Origin of the sequence: Nocardiopsis sp. FIRDI 009, assembly GCF_003386285.1 — a bacterium.
GTDB lineage: Bacteria > Actinomycetota > Actinomycetes > Streptosporangiales > Streptosporangiaceae > Nocardiopsis.
On the sequence record NZ_QPNC01000009.1, the window covers coordinates 311,320 to 328,037 of the forward strand.

19 protein-coding genes are annotated in these 16,718 nt (G+C 72.8%); 18 read left to right on the forward strand and 1 reads right to left on the reverse strand.

Features of this window, described 5'->3' with window-relative positions:
* The first annotated feature begins 95 nt into the window (after window positions 1-95).
* From hisH to DVR05_RS08165, 7 genes are all read left to right on the forward strand, one after another.
* Entirely contained in the window at window positions 96-752 is a 657-nt protein-coding gene (gene hisH, locus DVR05_RS08135; RefSeq protein WP_116245204.1) for an imidazole glycerol phosphate synthase subunit HisH, read from the forward strand.
* 46 nt (window positions 753-798) lie between these two features.
* Window positions 799-1,551 (forward strand): bifunctional 1-(5-phosphoribosyl)-5-((5-phosphoribosylamino)methylideneamino)imidazole-4-carboxamide isomerase/phosphoribosylanthranilate isomerase PriA, encoded by a 753-nt coding sequence (gene priA, locus DVR05_RS08140; RefSeq protein ID WP_116245205.1) that lies wholly within the window; start codon window positions 799-801, stop codon window positions 1,549-1,551.
* Window positions 1,548-2,321 (forward strand): imidazole glycerol phosphate synthase subunit HisF, encoded by a 774-nt coding sequence (hisF, locus tag DVR05_RS08145; RefSeq protein ID WP_116245206.1) that lies wholly within the window; start codon window positions 1,548-1,550, stop codon window positions 2,319-2,321. Before priA ends, hisF begins: the two co-directional genes overlap by 4 nt.
* Before the next feature lie 158 nt (window positions 2,322-2,479).
* Entirely contained in the window at window positions 2,480-2,677 is a 198-nt protein-coding gene (locus DVR05_RS08150) for a hypothetical protein (protein WP_116245207.1), read from the forward strand.
* Window positions 2,678-2,902, forward strand: coding sequence for a type II toxin-antitoxin system HicA family toxin (locus tag DVR05_RS27715; RefSeq protein WP_116245208.1), 225 nt, complete (start codon window positions 2,678-2,680; stop codon window positions 2,900-2,902).
* 349 nt (window positions 2,903-3,251) lie between these two features.
* Window positions 3,252-5,309, forward strand: coding sequence for an ABC transporter ATP-binding protein (locus DVR05_RS08160; protein ID WP_116245209.1), 2,058 nt, complete (start codon window positions 3,252-3,254; stop codon window positions 5,307-5,309).
* Window positions 5,306-7,156: an ABC transporter ATP-binding protein gene (locus DVR05_RS08165; protein ID WP_116245210.1), complete on the forward strand. Its 1,851-nt coding sequence runs from the start codon at window positions 5,306-5,308 to the stop codon at window positions 7,154-7,156. Before DVR05_RS08160 ends, DVR05_RS08165 begins: the two co-directional genes overlap by 4 nt.
* 26 nt (window positions 7,157-7,182) lie before the next feature.
* Here DVR05_RS08165 and DVR05_RS08170 read toward each other — a convergent pair whose 3' ends face one another.
* Window positions 7,183-8,184, reverse strand: a complete 1,002-nt coding sequence (locus DVR05_RS08170) for an SIS domain-containing protein (protein WP_116245211.1) — start codon at window positions 8,182-8,184, stop codon at window positions 7,183-7,185.
* Window positions 8,185-8,340: 156 nt separating this feature from the next.
* On the opposite strand from DVR05_RS08170, the gene hisI reads away from it, so the two are divergent.
* The 11 genes from hisI to DVR05_RS08225 all read left to right on the forward strand — a co-directional run bounded on the left by hisI (window position 8,341) and on the right by DVR05_RS08225 (window position 16,686).
* A complete protein-coding gene (gene hisI / locus DVR05_RS08175; protein WP_116245212.1) occupies window positions 8,341-8,685 on the forward strand; it encodes a phosphoribosyl-AMP cyclohydrolase in 345 nt (114 codons plus the stop codon).
* Entirely contained in the window at window positions 8,682-9,392 is a 711-nt protein-coding gene (locus DVR05_RS08180; protein ID WP_116245213.1) for a Trp biosynthesis-associated membrane protein, read from the forward strand. The genes hisI and DVR05_RS08180 overlap by 4 nt, the downstream gene beginning before the upstream one ends.
* Window positions 9,392-9,709, forward strand: a complete 318-nt coding sequence (locus DVR05_RS08185; protein WP_116245214.1) for an HGxxPAAW family protein — start codon at window positions 9,392-9,394, stop codon at window positions 9,707-9,709. Before DVR05_RS08180 ends, DVR05_RS08185 begins: the two co-directional genes overlap by 1 nt.
* A gap of 267 nt (window positions 9,710-9,976) precedes the next feature.
* Complete coding sequence (locus DVR05_RS08190; protein ID WP_116245215.1) at window positions 9,977-10,348, forward strand: CD225/dispanin family protein; 372 nt, start codon at window positions 9,977-9,979, stop codon at window positions 10,346-10,348.
* 115 nt (window positions 10,349-10,463) lie between these two features.
* Window positions 10,464-10,979: a DUF2752 domain-containing protein gene (locus DVR05_RS08195; protein WP_116245216.1), complete on the forward strand. Its 516-nt coding sequence runs from the start codon at window positions 10,464-10,466 to the stop codon at window positions 10,977-10,979.
* 79 nt (window positions 10,980-11,058) lie between these two features.
* Window positions 11,059-11,397, forward strand: a complete 339-nt coding sequence (locus DVR05_RS08200) for a CD225/dispanin family protein (protein ID WP_116245217.1) — start codon at window positions 11,059-11,061, stop codon at window positions 11,395-11,397.
* A gap of 249 nt (window positions 11,398-11,646) precedes the next feature.
* A complete protein-coding gene (gene trpC / locus DVR05_RS08205; RefSeq protein ID WP_116245218.1) occupies window positions 11,647-12,453 on the forward strand; it encodes an indole-3-glycerol phosphate synthase TrpC in 807 nt (268 codons plus the stop codon).
* Window positions 12,454-12,736: 283 nt separating this feature from the next.
* The gene (gene trpB, locus DVR05_RS08210) at window positions 12,737-13,954 is read left to right on the forward strand and encodes a tryptophan synthase subunit beta (RefSeq protein WP_116245219.1); all 1,218 of its coding nucleotides are present in this window, start codon (window positions 12,737-12,739) and stop codon (window positions 13,952-13,954) included.
* The gene (gene trpA, locus DVR05_RS08215; RefSeq protein ID WP_116245220.1) at window positions 13,951-14,766 is read left to right on the forward strand and encodes a tryptophan synthase subunit alpha; all 816 of its coding nucleotides are present in this window, start codon (window positions 13,951-13,953) and stop codon (window positions 14,764-14,766) included. Before trpB ends, trpA begins: the two co-directional genes overlap by 4 nt.
* Window positions 14,767-15,132: 366 nt before the next feature.
* Window positions 15,133-15,648, forward strand: a complete 516-nt coding sequence (locus DVR05_RS08220) for a MauE/DoxX family redox-associated membrane protein (RefSeq protein ID WP_116245221.1) — start codon at window positions 15,133-15,135, stop codon at window positions 15,646-15,648.
* 57 nt (window positions 15,649-15,705) lie between these two features.
* The gene (locus DVR05_RS08225) at window positions 15,706-16,686 is read left to right on the forward strand and encodes a thioredoxin domain-containing protein (RefSeq protein WP_116245222.1); all 981 of its coding nucleotides are present in this window, start codon (window positions 15,706-15,708) and stop codon (window positions 16,684-16,686) included.
* Window positions 16,687-16,718: the final 32 nt, after the last annotated feature.

Genomic DNA, 16,718 nt, shown 5'->3' on the forward strand with positions numbered 1-16,718 from the left:
CTGACTCCTTCTTCGGCCTCGCGAGAGCCGCATCGGATGCGCCGCTCGCGACGGGCAGCATCCACCACACACGCCCTAGCGGAAAGGCAGACCTCATGCCGTCACGAGTGGTCGTCCTCGACTACGGATCGGGCAACCTGCGCTCGGCGCAGCGCGCCATGGAGCGCACCGGCGCGGACGTGACCGTCACCTCCGACCCGCACGCCGCCCTCGACGCCGACGGGCTCGTCGTGCCCGGTGTGGGCGCCTTCAGCGCCTGCATGTCCAGCCTGCGCGCCGCGGGCGGGGACCGGATCATCGGCAAGCGCGTGGCCGGGGGCCGCCCCGTCCTGGGCATCTGCGTGGGCATGCAGGTCCTCTTCGAGCGCGGCGTCGAGCAGGCCGACGCGCGCGCCGAGGACGTGGCCACCGAGGGCTGCGGCGAGTGGCCCGGCACCGTGGAGCGCCTGCGCGCCCCCGTCGTGCCGCACATGGGCTGGAACACCGTCCGCCCGCCCGAGGACACCCGCCTCTTCGCCGGGATCGGCCCCGAGGACCGCTTCTACTTCGTGCACTCCTACGCTGTGCGCACCTGGGAGTTCACGCCCACCAACGCGCGCATCCCCGCGCCGGGGGTGACCTGGTCCGAGCACGGTGAGCCGTTCGTGGCCGCGGTCGAGAACGGACCCCTGTGCGCCACCCAGTTCCACCCGGAGAAGTCCGGCGACGCGGGCGCCCGCGTGCTGGCCAACTGGGTGGGCACGCTCGGGTGACCCCGGCATCCGACCGACTCATCGACACCGACCACGGGAAGGCCCCATGACTGACACCGCGTCGTCCACCGCACTCGAACTGCTGCCCGCCGTGGACGTGGCGGGCGGGCAGGCCGTCCAGCTCGTCCAGGGCGAGGCGGGCTCCGGCGGCCGCTACGGCGACCCGCTCACCGCCGCCACGCGGTGGCAGGAGGCGGGGGCCGAGTGGATCCACCTGGTGGACCTCGACGCCGCCTTCGGCCGCGGCCACAACCGCGACCTGCTGCGCGACATCGTCGGCCGCCTGGACGTGAAGGTGGAGATGTCCGGCGGCATCCGCGACGACGAGTCGCTGGCCGCCGCCCTGTCCACCGGCTGCACCCGGGTCAACATCGGCACCGCCGCCCTGGAGAACCCCGAGTGGTGCGCCAAGATCATCGCCGAGCACGGCGACCGCATCGCCATCGGCCTCGACGTGCGCGGCACCACCCTGGCCGCCCGCGGCTGGACCCGTGAGGGCGGCGACCTGTTCACCACCCTGGAGCGGCTGGAGTCGGAGGGCTGCGCCCGCTACGTCGTCACCGACGTCAACAAGGACGGCACCCTCAAGGGCCCCAACCTCGACCTGCTGCGCACCGTCTGCGCGCGCACCGACAAGCCCGTCGTGGCCAGCGGCGGCGTCTCCAGCCTCGACGACCTGACCGCCATCGCCGCCCTCGTCCCCGAGGGTGTGGAGGGCGCCATCATGGGAACGGCGCTCTACGAGGGCGCCTTCACCCTGGAGGACGCGCTGGCCGCGGTGAGGGGGGAGCGGCGGTGAGCCTCGCCATCCGAGTCATCCCCTGCCTGGACGTGGACGCCGGGCGGGTGGTCAAGGGCGTCAACTTCGAGAACCTGCGCGACGCGGGCGACCCGGTCGAACTCGCCGGGGCCTACGACGCGGGCGGCGCCGACGAACTCACCTTCCTCGACGTCACCGCCTCCAGCGGCGACCGGGAGACCACCTACGACGTGGTGCGCCGCACCGCCGACCAGGTGTTCATCCCGCTCACCGTCGGCGGCGGAGTGCGCACCACCGACGACGTCGACACCCTCCTGCGCGCGGGCGCCGACAAGGTGGGCGTCAACACCGCCGCCATCGCCCGCCCCGAGCTCATCGGGGAGATCGCCGAACGCTTCGGCCGCCAGGTCCTCGTCCTGTCCGCCGACGTGCGCCGGGTCCGCGACGGCGACCAGCCGACCCCGAGCGGGTTCGAGGTGACCACCCACGGGGGGCGCCGGGGCACCGGCATCGACGCCCTGGAGTGGTGCGAGCGCGCCGCCGACCTCGGCGCGGGGGAGATCCTGCTCAACTCGATGGACGCCGACGGCACCAAGGAGGGGTTCGACCTGGAGCTGATCCGCGCCGTGCGCGCCCGCGTCGACGTGCCGCTGATCGCCTCCGGCGGGGCCGGGGCCGTGGAGCACTTCGTCCCGGCGGTCGCCGCCGGTGCGGACGCGGTCCTGGCCGCGACCGTCTTCCACTTCGGCGAGTTCACCATCGCCGACGTCAAGGCGAGCCTGCGCGAGGCCGGCTACGCCGTGCGCTGAGCCCGGCGCCGCTCCCACGGGGGCGGCGCCACGGGAACCATCCGTGCCGCGGGGCGAACGGTACGCCCGGAACGGTCATCCCACGGAGTGCCGGAGGACCGCCCACATGTCGGATGCGCGGCGTAGCATTCCTAGACAGGAAGAGGAGAGGAGTCGCCATGACCGCCCACATCGACATCGAGATCTCCGTGGCCACCGACGAGGACGGTGCGTGGTGCGCCAGAGCCGAGGTCACGGGTGGCGGCACGGCTTACGGCGAAGGTGACACCAAGGCAGAAGCGCTCGCTGACCTCCGCGCCGGGCTCGCCGCACTGTTCGAGGTGATCGAACTCCCGGACGTGGAGGTGGCCGCGTAGGTGCCTCCGCTTCCCTTACTTCCTCCTCGTGTCGTTCTCAAGGCACTCGCGAAAGTCGGCTACCGACTCGACCGTGTCACCGGAAGCCACCATGTGCTGGTGCATCCGGACAGGCCACCCGTGTCTGTTCCCGTCCATAAGGGACGGGACATGAAGAAGGGGACGCTTCGCGGGATCATCAGGGATACCGGCCTGACCGAGGCCGAGTTCCTCAAGCTCGTGTGATCAACCCGTTCGATCCGATTCGAGGCGCGGCGTCGCACCAGCGCTGATCACCTGCCAGGACTACGACCGCTGACCGCCGTTCCACCCTGGGCCACCCGGAACGCCCGTCCGCGCCGCCCGCCCGTACACCCCGCCGGGGTGTGCCGCGACACATCCCGAAACCGGGTGACACAGGTGGAATACCCCCCACACGTCCGGCGCTGAAACAACTCGGTGGAACCTGTCGGCACCGCTGGATAGGTTGGCCCGACGAGCGCCCCGACCGCCTCCGGCACGACCGGAGCCGTGCGGGGCGCCACCGGTCGGCCCCCAACCGGGCCGACCGCACGCGGACGTGAACGGGGGGCGTATGGCGCAGGAGACGAGGACCACGGCACCGGACGAGCGGGAGGGCGCCGCCCCGACCGCCGCCCCCGAGGTCACCGACGACCCCTCCTCCGCCCCACGCGCCGCCGGCGAACGCGGCGACCGGATCTTCACCCGGGGGATGCGCGTCCTCGGCGTCGCCATCCGCACCGAGCCCTGGGTGTTCCTCATCGCCGTCGCCGGAGCCATGCTGCACGCCGCGATCACCGTCGGCTCCGCCGCCGTCCTCGGCCACCTCACCGACGAGACGATCCTGCCCGCCTTCGAGAACGGCTCCACCACCCTCGCCGCCCTCCTCGGCGCGTCCGCCCTGCTGCTGGCGGTCGGGCTCGGCAAGGCCGTCGGCCTGGCCCTGCGGCGGCTCTTCGCCGGACTCATGCAGTTCCGCATGCAGGCCCGCTACCGGCGCGCCGTCGCCCGCAAGTACCTGGACCTGCCCCTGGCATGGCACCACCGCCACCCCACCGGGCAGCTGCTGTCCAACGCCAACGCCGACGTCGAGGCCGCCTGGCAGCCGCTCGCACCGCTGCCGATGGCCGTCGGGTCCGTGTTCATGCTCGGCACCGCCGCCGTCGCCATGATCGTCACCGACCCGGTCCTGGCCCTGGTCGCCTTCGTCGTCTTCCCCGTCCTGACCGCCGCCAACGTCGTCTTCCAACGCCGGATCTCACCCATGGCCTCCCGGGCCCAGGCCCTGCGCGCCGAGGTCAGCGGCGTCGCCCACGAGTCCTTCGACGGCGCCCTCGTCGTCAAGACCCTCGGCCGCGAGGACACCGAGACCGAACGCTTCACCCACGCCGCCCACCGCCTCCGCGACGCCCTCATCCAGGTCGGCCGCATGCGGTCCATGTTCGACCCCTTCATGGAGGCCCTGCCCAACCTCGGCGTCCTCGCCGTCCTCCTCCTGGGCATGTGGCGGCTGTCCACCGGCGCGGTCGACCCCGGCGAACTCGTCACCATCGCCTACCTGTTCACCCTCATGGCCCTGCCCATCCGCTCCTTCGGCTGGCTCCTGGGCGACCTGTCCCGCACCGTCGTCGGCTGGGACCGCGTCCAGTCGGTCCTGCGCTCCGAGGGCGCCATGAGCCACGGTGACCGGACCCTGGAGGACACCCCCACCGGCATCGCGCTCACCGTGCGCGACGTCACCTTCTCCTACGCCGACGCCTACGACGGTGACGACCGCGTGCGCGACCTCATGGACGGGACCGGGAACGAGCCCCGCACCACCGTCCTCGACGGCGTCGACCTCGACATCGCCCCCGGCCGCACCGTCGCCCTGGTCGGCCCCACCGGCGCGGGCAAGTCCACCCTGACCACCGTCCTCACACGGCTGGTCGACCCCGACTCCGGCACCGTCGCCTACGACGGCGTCGACACCCGCGACCTGGCCCGCGGACAGATCCCCCGGCACGTCGCGCTCGTTCCGCAGAGCACCTTCGTCTTCGAGGACACCGTCCGCGACAACATCACCCTCGGCGCCGCCGACCTCGACGACGACCAGGTGTGGGCCGCCCTGCGCCTGGCCCGCGCCGACGGGTTCGTCCGCGAACTCGACGGCGGGCTCGACGCCCGACTGGGGGAGAAGGGCACCACCCTGTCCGGCGGCCAACGCCAGCGCCTCGCCCTGGCCCGCGCCATCGTCCGCCGCCCCCGGCTGCTCATCCTGGACGACGCCACCTCCGCCGTCGACCCCCAGATCGAGGCGCAGATCCTCGCCGGGCTGCGCGAACGCGACGACGCCGCCACCGTCGTCGTGGTCGCCTACCGCCGCGCCACCATCGAACTCGCCGACGAGGTCGTCTACCTGGAGGGCGGCCGCGTCCTGGCCCGCGGCACCCACGAGGAGCTCCTGGCCGCCTCACCCGGCTACACCCGGCTCGTCACCGCCTACGAGCGCGCCTCCGCGGAGAACGGCGCCGGACGCGAGCCCACACCGGAGGATCCTGGTCCACCCCGCCCCCAGCGGACACCCGCGGTGCGGTCCGCCGCCGCCACCGCCCACCAGCACGCCGCCGCCACCGAGGAGTCCAGCCGATGAGCGCACCCGCCCAGCCCCGCACCGGGCGGCGGCCCGCACCGGAGGCCGACCGCCCCGACGCCGACCGGGCCGCGACGCCCACGCTCAGCAGGTCCCAGGACTCGGCCATCCGGACCCTGCGCCGCGGACTCCAGCTGTCCCCGGAGTTCGCCCACGGCCTGTGGCTGACCCTCGCCCTGGCCGTCGTGGCCACCGCGGGCAAGGTCATCGTGCCCGTCGCCGTCCAACAGATCATCGACAACGGGCTCTCCGGCCCCGACGGGCCCGACCTCGGCTTCGTCGCGCGCATGGTCGGTGTGTGCGCCGCCCTGCTCGTGATCACCATGATCTGCTCCTACCTGATGAACGTGCGCCTGTACCGGGCCACCGAGTCGGGCCTGGCCACGCTGCGCCGCAAGGCCTTCCGCCACGTGCACGACCTGTCCGTGCTCACCCAGAACAGCGAGCGCAAGGGCGCCCTGGTCTCCCGCGTCACCGGTGACGTCGACCAGATCAGCACCTTCATGCAGTGGGGCGGCCTGCTGCTCATCGTCAGCGCGGGCCAACTGCTCGTCGCCACCGCCCTCATGGCGGTCTACTCCTGGCAGCTCACCCTCGTGGTGTGGATCTGCTTCCTGCCGCTGCTCTTCGGCGCCCGCTGGCTCCAGAAGCTGCTCTCCCGCGCCTACCTCAAGGTCCGCGAACGCACCGGCGACATGCTCGGCGCCATCGGCGAGACCGTCATGGGCGCCGCCGTCATCCGCGCCTACGGCACCGAGGAGCGCACCGCCCACCGCATCGACTCCACCGTCCTGGCCACCCGCCGCGCCCAGGTCAGGGCGCAGCGCCTGTCCATGGCCGTGTCGCCCTTCGCCGAGATCATCGCCGCCGTCGGCAACGTCGCCGTGGTCCTGGTCGGCGTGTGGCTGGGCATCGACGGCCAGCTCACCGCCGGACAGCTCGTCGCCTTCCTCTTCCTCATGACCCTGTTCGTCATGCCGATGATGATGGCCACCGAGATCTTCAACGAGGCCCAGAACGCCATCGCCGGGTGGCGCCGGGTCCTGGGCGTGCTCGACACCGTCCCCGACATCGCCGACCCCGGGGAGGCCGGGCGCGTGCTGCCGCGCGGCCCCGTCGAGGTCCGCTTCGACGACGTCACCTACGCCTACCCGGACGGGCCGGTCGTCCTCGACGGGATCGACGTCCGGATCACCCCCGGCACCCGCCTGGCCGTGGTCGGGGAGACCGGTTCGGGCAAGACCACCTTCGTCAAGCTCCTCACCCGCCTGATGGACCCGGTCGGCGGGCGCGTCCTCCTCGACGGCGTCGACCTGCGCGAGGTGGCCTTCTCCTCCCTGCGCAGCCGGGTCGTCATGGTGCCCCAGGAGGGCTTCCTGTTCGACAGCTCCCTGGGCGACAACATCCGCTTCGCCCGACCCGAGAGCACCGACGCCGAACTGGAGGCCGCCCTCGACGAGCTCGGGCTGGCCGACTGGCTCGCCAGCCTCGCCCACGGCCTGGACACCCCCGTCGGGCAGCGCGGGGAGTCCCTCTCGGCGGGGGAGCGACAGCTCGTCGCCCTGGTCCGCGCCTACATCGCCGACCCCGACCTGCTCGTCCTGGACGAGGCCACCTCCGCCGTGGACCCGCACACCGAGGTGCGCATCCAGCGCGCCCTGGACCGGCTCACCCGCGGCCGCACCTCCGTGGCCATCGCCCACCGCCTGTCCACGGCCGAGGCCGCCGACCGGGTCCTCGTCTTCGACCAGGGCCGCGTCGTCCAGAGCGGCACCCACGACGAACTGGTCGGGCGGCCGGGCGTCTACGCCGACCTGCACGCCTCCTGGGTGCGCTCCTCGGCCTGAACCCCGGTAGCGGGCCGCAGTGGCGCTCAGCGACCGGAGGCGCGCCACCAGTGCGCCGCCACCAACTCCGCCACCAGCGGCTCCACCAGCAGGCTCACGTCCGGGTCCCGGTCACCCGGGTAGCGCACGGTCAGCTCCGCCCCCGGAACGCTCTCGCGTTCGGGGGCGGCGCCCACGGCCACGAACCGTCCCCGCAGCTGCCCCAGGTGCTCGGCGAACCGCTCGTCGTAGGCCGAGCCCGCGAACAGCAGCGCGCGGTAGTCGGTCACCGCCGCCAGGTAGCGGTCGGTGTGCGACCACTCCCCGGTCTCGACCGCGTGCGCCACCCGCACCGGCCCGCCGCGCAGCACCCGCACCCCCTGGCCCGCCGAGGCCAGCCGCTCGGCGGGAGCCACCAGATGCACACCGTGCGGCGAGTCCAGCACCCGCGCCGCCTCCGGGACCCACCGCTCCGCCTCGGCCAGCAGCGTCTCCGTCGCGTTGGCCGCCCGCCGCAGCAGCCCCGGGAAGTTCCGACCGCCCCCCGGCACCGGCGCGCCCAGACGGTGCCCCAACAACAGGGTCAGCGCCATCGCGTGCTGGTAGGAGCGGCAGCCCAACCCCGACGACTCCTCGCCCGCGTGCAACGGCACCACCAGGTCCGCCAGCCGGGCTACCACCGCGTTCGGGTCGGGTGTGAGTACGATCACCGGGGAACGTGCCACGTAGCGGTCCAGCACCGTGCACAACTCACGCTGACCCCCGCCCAGGCTCACCCCCACCACCAGAGTCTCCGGGCCGGCCGGGGGCTCCTCGGCCGACGAGGCGCGCTCGGCGGTCGCGGCGATCCCCGCCCGCCGCAGCCGGGCCGCCGCCGTCTCGCACACGCGCCGGGCCGCGCCCAGGCCGAGCAACCGCACCGCCGCGGGTTCGTCCTCCAGGAGCGCGGGCAGCGCCGCGTACGGATCCCACCGGGGGAAGCGCTCGGCGAGGGCGGTCAGGGCGGCGGGCTTTCCCGCCAGGTCGGCGGACAGGGACTCGGCGCTCACGGGACTCCCCTCATCGGGACCGTCGGAACGGAAGCGGTGGCGGACGGACGAACCCTACGCCCTCCGACCGCCCCGGCGGTGAACTCCGGGACCGGACGCAGACACGAACCGCGCCCCGGTGCACGGCGGCCGCCCGGCGGCCATAACCTGAAGAACATGAGCGTCTCCAGCCTCGACCCGGACATCGCCGCACGCCTGAAGCGGAACCCGGACGGCCTCGTGCCCGCCGTCGTGCAGCAGCACGACACCGGGGAGGTCCTCATGCTCGCCTGGATGGACGACGAGGCCCTGCACCGCACCCTGACCACCGGCGCCGCCACGTACTGGTCCCGCAGCCGGGGTGAGTACTGGGTCAAGGGGGCCACCTCGGGCAACACACAACGTGTGATCTCGGTCGCGCTGGACTGCGACGGCGACACCCTTCTGGTGCGCGTCGACCAGACCGGGGCCGCCTGCCACACCGGCGACCGCACCTGCTTCGACGCGGGACGGCTCCGGTGAGTTCCACCGAACCCCGCGCGCGGAGACGCCGCGAGTACACCGTCGTCACGCTCGCCCTGGCGGCCGGGGCGGGGCTGCTGCTCGCCGCGGCCGGCAGGGTCTGGGCCACCGGGGAGATCGCCGTGCCCGGCCCGGTCGAACCCGTACCCGTCGAACTGACCGGCGGCGACCTCACCGGTGTCCTGTCCGGGATCGGCTGGGCGGGACTGGCCGCGGTCGTGGGGCTGTACGCCGCACGGGGCTGGGCGCGCCGGGTCGTCGGCGCGCTCGTCTGCCTCGGCGGGGCCGGAGCGCTCGCCGCCGTCTGGAACGCGACCAGGACCGACGCGCTCGTGTCCGAACTCGCCGACCGCGCGGCCGACGGCGCCGGTGCGGCGCAGATCACGGCGGACCCCCGGCTCCTGCTCCTGGGGCCGCTGGCGGCCGGGGCGGGAGCCCTGCTCGTCACGTTCACGGGGGTGGTCGCCGTCGTGCGCTCCCCCGCCTGGCCGGGTATGGGCACCCGGTACGATCGGGACGCCGCACCGCGTCCGAACCGGGCGGACACACCCGCCGACCTGTGGAGATCGCTGGACGCCGGTGACGACCCCACGCTCGACGCCCGCGGTGGCGACGCCGCGGCCGACGCCGGCCGCGCCGACACCGAGGGCGGCACCGCACCCGCACCGCTGGCAGCACGGCCAGCCGAACCGAAGGAGAACCACTGATGGCTGACGAACACCACGACGACCACGGCAACACCGTCTCCGCCTGGTTCCTCACCATCTCCTGGATCGCTGCCTGGTCCGTCGCCGGCGTCGCCATCATCATGGGGGGCGCACTGGTCACCTGGACCGTGATCGCCCTCGGCCTGAGCGTCGTGCTCGCGATCATCGCCGGTGTGATGAAGAAGGCGGGGCTGGGCCGCAAGGAGCCCCGCCCCGTGCCGCCCACGCGCGAGGAGTGGGAGGCCGCGAGCAAGGCCGCGGTCAAGAAGGACTCCGGCGCGAACCGTGAGGTCGCGGCCACGGCGAGCAAGTCCTGAGGCGCTCCTCACTCTCCGGAGAACGCGCAGCTCACAACGAGTACGTAACGGAAAATGGACGAAGGTTCGGTGGGGAGGGTAGATTCTCCCCACCGGCCCGGTCCGCCGCGTTGGATTCCGTCGGTGAGTGTCTGACCGATCTGGCATGATTTCTGCCCGCGGTGTGTGTTCGCCGGTCGACCCGGCCCTGCCCCCGCACCGGACCGGTGCGTTCTCTGCGCACTCCGGTCCGCTTCCCCTGTCCGCTTCAGGAAAGATGTTTCGAACATGAGCTACGGTCCCCCGCCCCCTGGCAACCCCGGCCCGCCCCCGCCGCCCCCCGGCAACGGCGGCTACGGCCCGCCCCCCGGCGGCACCGGCGGCTACGGGGCCATGCCGCCCTCGGCCGAACCGCCCAAGAACTTCCTGGTGTTCAACATCCTGGGCCTCTTCGGCTGCACGATCCTCGCCATCGTCGGCCTGATCTTCGCCCTCCAGGTCAACGGCAAGTGGCAGGCGGGTGACTACGCGGGCGCCGAGTCCTCGGCCAAGGTCGCCAAGATCCTGGGCATCATCAGCTTCATCGGCTTCTGCCTCATGATCGTCTACGTGCTCTTCCTGATCATCGTGGGCATCGCCGCGGGCGCCAGCGGCTACTAGGCCCCAGCGCGTTCCTCCGTTCTGCCCCCGGCCACCTCGGTGTACGGGGGCAGACGCCGTTCCCGGGCGACAGGAGCGAACCGTGGCCCCCATCCCGAACGCGTAGTCTGTCCCCGTGCGACCACAGCAGACCGAGCAGCCCGTCATCCCCCGGCGTGCGGACGCCGCCCTCCGCTCCCTCGCCGACCGGATCCGCCACCGCGCCCAGTCGGTGCACCCGGCCGTCTGGCCCGTCGGACTCGGCTCGCTGGGACTGGTCGGGGCCACACTCGTCCACTTCGTGGACCCCAACGAACCCGGGAACTACCCCACCTGCCCCTGGCTGCTGTTGACGGGGACGTACTGCCCCGGCTGCGGCACGACGCGGGCCGTCGCCCTCGTGACCCACGGGGACATCCTCGGGGCCGTCAGCATGAACCCCCTGCTCATGCTCGCCTTCGGGCCGTTCCTGCTCTATACCTACCTGCGGTGGTTCAAGGACAGCCTCACGGGACGCCGGACGCCCCGCAGGGCCGCTCCGATGTGGGTCTACTGGACCGTCGTCACCTCGGTCTTCGTCTTCTGGGTCCTGCGCAACCTGCCCTGGTTCGACTTCCTCGCGCCGGGCGTGCCACTGTTCCCGGGCTGGTGACCCGCGGACCCTCGCGGGAACCGACGCCCTCTCCACGGCGTCCCATGTGGAGACGCCCACGACCCTTAAGGAACACCCCATGAGCTATGGTCCCCCTCCGCACGGCGGTTACGGCACCGGCGGCTACGGCGCGACGCCCCCCTCCGCGGAGCCGCCCAAGAACTACCTCGTGCACAACATCCTGGGCATCCTCAGCTGCCTGCCCCCGGTGGGGATCATCGGTCTGATCTTCGCCCTCCAGATCAACAGCAAGTGGCAGATGGGCGACTACGCGGGGGCCCAGGAGTCCGCCAAGGTCGCCAAGACCATGGGGATCATCAGCCTCGTCGCGTTCATCCTCGGAATCGTCGGCATCGTGCTGTACATCCTGTTCATCGTGGTCATGATCGGTGTGGCGGCCACCGCGCCCACCTACTGAGCCCCCGGGGTCCCCGGACGCCGACGGCGCTCGGCCCTCCGGCGCACCGGAGGGCGGAGCGCCGTTCCCCTGCCACCACGACACGTCCGCCACCGTCATCCGGGGGTGGCGGCCCCCGAGGCCCCGGGGGTGGATACGATGACGGTCAACACGGTGCGTGCGCGGTCGACCGGTCCCGCCACGCGGCCGAGCCCGCGTACGCGGGCCCCGACCATCCCGACCGGCCACACCACGAGGGAGCGGTAACTGGTGAGCGTGCTCGACGAGATCCTCGACGGAGTACGCGCTGACCTGGCCCGGCGTCAGGAGGCCCTGCCCCTGGACCGCCTCAAGGCCCAAGCCGAGTCAGTGCCCACTCCGCAGGACGCCGAGGCCGCCCTGCGCCGTCCCGGCGTCCACGTGATCGCCGAGGTCAAGCGCGCCAGCCCCTCCAAGGGGCCGCTCGCGTCCATCGCCGACCCCGCCGCCCTGGCCCGCGACTACGAGGCCGGTGGCGCCACCTGGATCAGCGTCCTCACCGAGGAGCGCCGGTTCAAGGGCAGCCTCGCCGACCTGGAGGCGGTCCACAAGGCCGTCGACACGCCGCTGCTGCGCAAGGACTTCGTCGTCAGCTCCTACCAGCTCTGGGAGGCACGCGTCCACGGCGCCTCCGCGGTGCTGCTCATCGTCGCCGCCCTCCCCCAGGAGGCCCTGGTCTCCCTGGTCGAGCGGGCGCGCTCGCTGGGCCTGACCCCGCTGGTCGAGGTGCACGACGAGGACGAGGTCGCCCGGGCCCTGGACGCCGGGGCCACCGTCATCGGCGTCAACGCCCGCAACCTGAAGACCCTGGAGGTCGACCGGGACACCTTCGCCCGGCTCGCCCCCCTCATCCCCGCCGACCGCGTCAAGATCGCCGAGTCCGGGGTGCGCGGCCCGCACGACCTGCTGGCCTACGCCGGAGCCGGAGCCGGAGCCGTCCTGGTCGGGGAGAGCCTCGTGCGCGGCGGCAACCCGCGCGAGGCCGTCGCCGACCTGGTGACCGCCGGCGCCCACCCCGCCCTGCGCGACCGGAACTGAGCCCGATGACGACGACGGCGAACCTCCTCCACCCCGGTCACCGATGGCGTTAGGGTGCGTTCCGCGGACACGTACTCTGCTGCGCGACGAGCAGCGTCCACGGAACACGCCCTTGCCCCAGGGAGCCCGCACCCACGCCCGCACGGGTGAGCCGCGGGTTCCCGACACCGCGTGACCCAACAGCCCGAACGCGCCGCCCCGCGGCGCACGGCCGGTCGTCGCGGGCCCCGAGGCCGTGCCCGGGGCGCGCCCCGCGGTCGGCCCCGTACCAGGAGACCCAGCCATGAGCCACGCTCAACCCGTGCCCGACGCGCACGGGCACTACGGCCGCTACGGCGGCAGGTTCGCCCCCGAGGCGCTCATCGCCGCCCTCGACGAGGTCGAGGCCGAGTGGGACAAGGCCCGCCAGGACCCGGACTACCTCGCCGAACTCGACGAGCTGCTGCGCAGCTACACCGGTCGGCCCAGCCCGGTCACCGACGCGCGCAACTTCGCCGAGCACGCCGGCGGCGCCCGGATCCTCCTCAAGCGCGAGGACCTCAACCACACCGGCTCGCACAAGATCAACAACGTGCTCGGCCAGGCCCTGCTCACCAAGCGCATGGGCAAGACCCGCGTCATCGCCGAGACCGGCGCCGGACAGCACGGCGTGGCCACCGCCACCGCCTGCGCCCTGCTCGGCCTCGACTGCGTCATCTACATGGGCGAGGAGGACACCCGGCGCCAGGCGCTCAACGTCGCCCGCATGCGCATGCTCGGCGCCGAGGTCGTCCCCGTCACCATCGGCAGCCGCACCCTCAAGGACGCCATCAACGAGGCGTTCCGCGACTGGGTCGCCAACGTCGACCACACCCACTACCTGTTCGGCACCGTCGCGGGCCCGCACCCCTTCCCCAGACTCGTGCGCGACCTGCACTTCGTCGTCGGCAAGGAGGCCCGCCAGCAGGTCCTGGAACTGACCGGGAAACTGCCCGACGCCGTCGCCGCCTGCGTGGGCGGCGGATCCAACGCCATCGCGATCTTCGCCGCCTTCCTCCCCGACGAGTCCGTGGCGCTGTACGGTTTCGAGGCCGGGGGAGAGGGGGCCCGGACCACCAGGACCGCCGCCTCCATCACCGCCGGCAGCCCCGGCGTCTTCCACGGCGCCCGCACCTACGTGCTCCAGGACGAGTTCGGGCAGACCCTGCCCAGCCACTCCATCTCCGCCGGGCTGGACTACCCGGCCGTCGGCCCCGAGCACGCCTACCTCGCCGACACCGGCCGCGCCACCTACGAACCCGTCACCGACGCCGAGGCCATGGAGGCCTTCCGGCTGCTGTGCCGCACCGAGGGCATCATCCCCGCCATCGAGAGCGCCCACGCCCTGGCCGGGGCCCGCAAGCTCGGCGAGCGCCTCGGACCCGACGCCGTCATCCTGGTCAACCTGTCCGGGCGCGGCGACAAGGACGTCGACACCGCGGCGACCTACTTCGGTCTCGTGGACCCGGAGGGACAGCGATGACGACCACCACCCTGAGCACCGCCCTGGCCGCCGCGCGCGCGGAGAACCGCGCCGCGCTCATCGGCTACCTGCCCGCGGGCTTTCCCGACGTGCCCTCCTCCATCCGCGTCATCGAGGCGATGGTCGAGGGCGGGTGCGACGTCATCGAGGTCGGCCTGCCCTACTCCGACCCCATGATGGACGGGCCCACCATCCAGCGGGCCGCCGACCGGGCCCTGGCCGCCGGCACCACCACCGACGACGTGTTCCGCGTCGTGGAGGCGACCGCCGCCACCGGAGCCGCCGCCGTCGTCATGTCCTACTGGAACCCGATCGAACGCTACGGCGTCGACCGGTTCACCGCGGGGCTCGCCAAGGCGGGCGGGGCCGGGGTGATCACCCCCGACCTCATCCCCGAGGAGGCCGACGAGTGGGTCGCCGCCTCCGACGCCGCCGGGCTCGACCGGATCTTCCTCGTCGCTCCCTCCTCCACCGACCGGCGCCTGGCCCTGACCACGGACGCGTGCACCGGTTTCGTGTACGCGGCCTCGCTCATGGGGGTCACCGGCACCCGGGCCCAGGTCGCCGACACCGCCGAGACCCTCGTGCGGCGCACCCGCGAGGTCACCCGCGACTCCGGGCTGCCCGTCTGCGTGGGCCTGGGCATCTCCACCGGAGCACAGGCGGCCGAGGTCGCCGGGTACGCCGACGGCGTGATCGTCGGCGCCGGGTTCTGCCAGCGGGTCCTGGACGCGCCCGACCTGGAGACCGGGCTCATCGCGGTCCGCTCCTTCGCCGAGGAGCTCGCCGCGGGGGTGCGCTCGCGAGCCTGACCCCCTCCCGACCACGGCGGTGGGCCGTCCCCGGCAGCGGGGCGGCCCACCGCCGTCGCGTGCGCCCGCCCTCCACCGGAGCGGCCCGCGGACAAGGCACGGTCAACGGAGCCAGGTTAAAAGGGTGAGAATCCGGTGAGAGAGCCGCCCCGATCCGCCCTACGGCCTCCCCCGAGCGTGTTCTGGTGGTGTGATGGAGGTCGGGGGAACGTGGCGCGGGCACCCGTGCGGACCTGTGCGTTCACAGCCCAGTGTCACGAGTCGCCCACAACGAGTAGGATCTGTGTTGTCACTCAGAGAGACTTCACGGACACCACACGTCATCGGATCGACCGGTCAACCTCCTCCCTCCCGAAGGCCAACACGATGGACACAGCCGACGCGACCACCGCACCGCCCGCCCGCGACCGCACCCCCCGCTGGCGGGCCGTCCAACCCTGGTTGACGCTCGCGTGCCGGGTCGGGCTCGCGGCCGTCCTCATCACCGCCGCCGTCAGCAAGTACCCCCCCGCGCTGTCGGTCCAGGCGGTCGAGGCCTACGACCTGTTCCCCGCCGACCTGGCCCGGCTCATCGGCTACACCCTGCCCCTGTTCGAACTGGCGCTGGCCGTCCTGCTCCTGGTCGGCCTCGCCACCCGCTACACCGCGGCCGTCACCACGCTGCTCATGGTCGCGTTCATCGTGGGGATCGTCTCGGCCATGGCCCGCGGACTGAGCATCGACTGCGGGTGCTTCGGCGGCGGCGGACAGGTCGACCCGGAGGAGACCACCTACGGCCTGTCCATCGCGCGCGACATCGGCTTCGCCGCCCTGGGCGCGTTCATCGCGATCTGGCCACGATCCCCCTTCGCCCTCGACCGCCCGCTCGGGCTGTTCCGGTGACCCCGGAACCCCGCACGGCGGCCGACCACGTCCAGTAGCAGGAAAAGGAAGAGACTCATGGGGAGTGCAGCCCGCCAGCGATCTCGCGAGCGGCTCAGGGAACAGCGGGAGAAGGACAGGCGCAAGGCCGCGCGCATGCGGACCCTCGGCGTCATCGGCGCCGCCCTCGGTGTGGTCATCCTCATCGTCGGCATCGGCTACGCCGTCCTCAACTCCGACCGCAGCGGCTCGGAGTTCGACGGGGCCCTCGCCCCGCAGACCGTCCAGGAGGACGGCAGCGTCGTCATGGCCCAACCCGGCGCCGAGGCCCCCGTCGTCGAGGTCTACGCCGACTACCAGTGCCCCGCCTGCCGCCAGTTCGAACTCCTCAACGGCGACGTCCTCAAGGAGACGGCGGCCGCGGGCGAGGCGATCGTCCACTTCCGCCCGGTCAGCATCTTCGCCCAGCAGGCCGTGCCGATCAGCAGCAACTCCCTGCGCGGCGGAGCGGCCGCCCGCGCCGCCGCCGACCACGGCGTCTTCGTCGAGTACAACGACCTGCTCTTCGAGAACCAGCCCGCCGAGGGCCAGGCCGGGTTCACCGTCGACGAACTCAAGGAGTGGTTCCGCCAGACCAGCGCCTCCGAGGAGGACGCCGCGGCCTTCGACGAGCGGATCGACGCCGAGGCCGCCGTCGTCACCCAGTTCACCGAGGACTACCTGCCCGCCCTCACCGAGGACGCCCTCGACCAACTCGGGCAGGAGAACCTCAGCACCATGGTCCTGACCGACCTGATGGCCTGGGGCGCCGACAACGGCCACGACCCGTCCTTCCTGGACGGGACCTACACGGGCGAGATCATCGACGCCACCGGGAACGCCTACACTCGCTACAGCGGAGACAACGCGTTCCGCGCCACGCCCTCCGTCTACATCAACGGTGAGCTGCTCGACAACAGCACGACCATGACGGTGCGCGGCCTCCAGGGGGCGATCGACGAAGCCGGCCCCGGCGAGGTCCAGACCGAACCGTTGACCGACGGGGGCGGCGAGGAGTAGCCACCAGACACCCCCCGCGTGCGGGGCGAACC

What these genes read in the sequence shown, in the direction of transcription:
- DVR05_RS08185 (WP_116245214.1), top strand. Translation starts at nt 9,392, where the DNA reads ATGGCTGACGAACACCACGACGACCACGGCAACACCGTCTCCGCCTGG.
- DVR05_RS08220 (WP_116245221.1), top strand. Translation starts at nt 15,133, where the DNA reads ATGGACACAGCCGACGCGACCACCGCACCGCCCGCCCGCGACCGCACC.
- DVR05_RS08160 (WP_116245209.1), top strand. Translation starts at nt 3,252, where the DNA reads ATGGCGCAGGAGACGAGGACCACGGCACCGGACGAGCGGGAGGGCGCC.
- hisI (WP_116245212.1), top strand. Translation starts at nt 8,341, where the DNA reads ATGAGCGTCTCCAGCCTCGACCCGGACATCGCCGCACGCCTGAAGCGG.
- DVR05_RS08190 (WP_116245215.1), top strand. Translation starts at nt 9,977, where the DNA reads ATGAGCTACGGTCCCCCGCCCCCTGGCAACCCCGGCCCGCCCCCGCCG.
- DVR05_RS08225 (WP_116245222.1), top strand. Translation starts at nt 15,706, where the DNA reads ATGGGGAGTGCAGCCCGCCAGCGATCTCGCGAGCGGCTCAGGGAACAG.
- hisH (WP_116245204.1), top strand. Translation starts at nt 96, where the DNA reads ATGCCGTCACGAGTGGTCGTCCTCGACTACGGATCGGGCAACCTGCGC.
- DVR05_RS08165 (WP_116245210.1), top strand. Translation starts at nt 5,306, where the DNA reads ATGAGCGCACCCGCCCAGCCCCGCACCGGGCGGCGGCCCGCACCGGAG.
- priA (WP_116245205.1), top strand. Translation starts at nt 799, where the DNA reads ATGACTGACACCGCGTCGTCCACCGCACTCGAACTGCTGCCCGCCGTG.
- DVR05_RS08150 (WP_116245207.1), top strand. Translation starts at nt 2,480, where the DNA reads ATGACCGCCCACATCGACATCGAGATCTCCGTGGCCACCGACGAGGAC.
- trpB (WP_116245219.1), top strand. Translation starts at nt 12,737, where the DNA reads ATGAGCCACGCTCAACCCGTGCCCGACGCGCACGGGCACTACGGCCGC.
- DVR05_RS08200 (WP_116245217.1), top strand. Translation starts at nt 11,059, where the DNA reads ATGAGCTATGGTCCCCCTCCGCACGGCGGTTACGGCACCGGCGGCTAC.
- trpA (WP_116245220.1), top strand. Translation starts at nt 13,951, where the DNA reads ATGACGACCACCACCCTGAGCACCGCCCTGGCCGCCGCGCGCGCGGAG.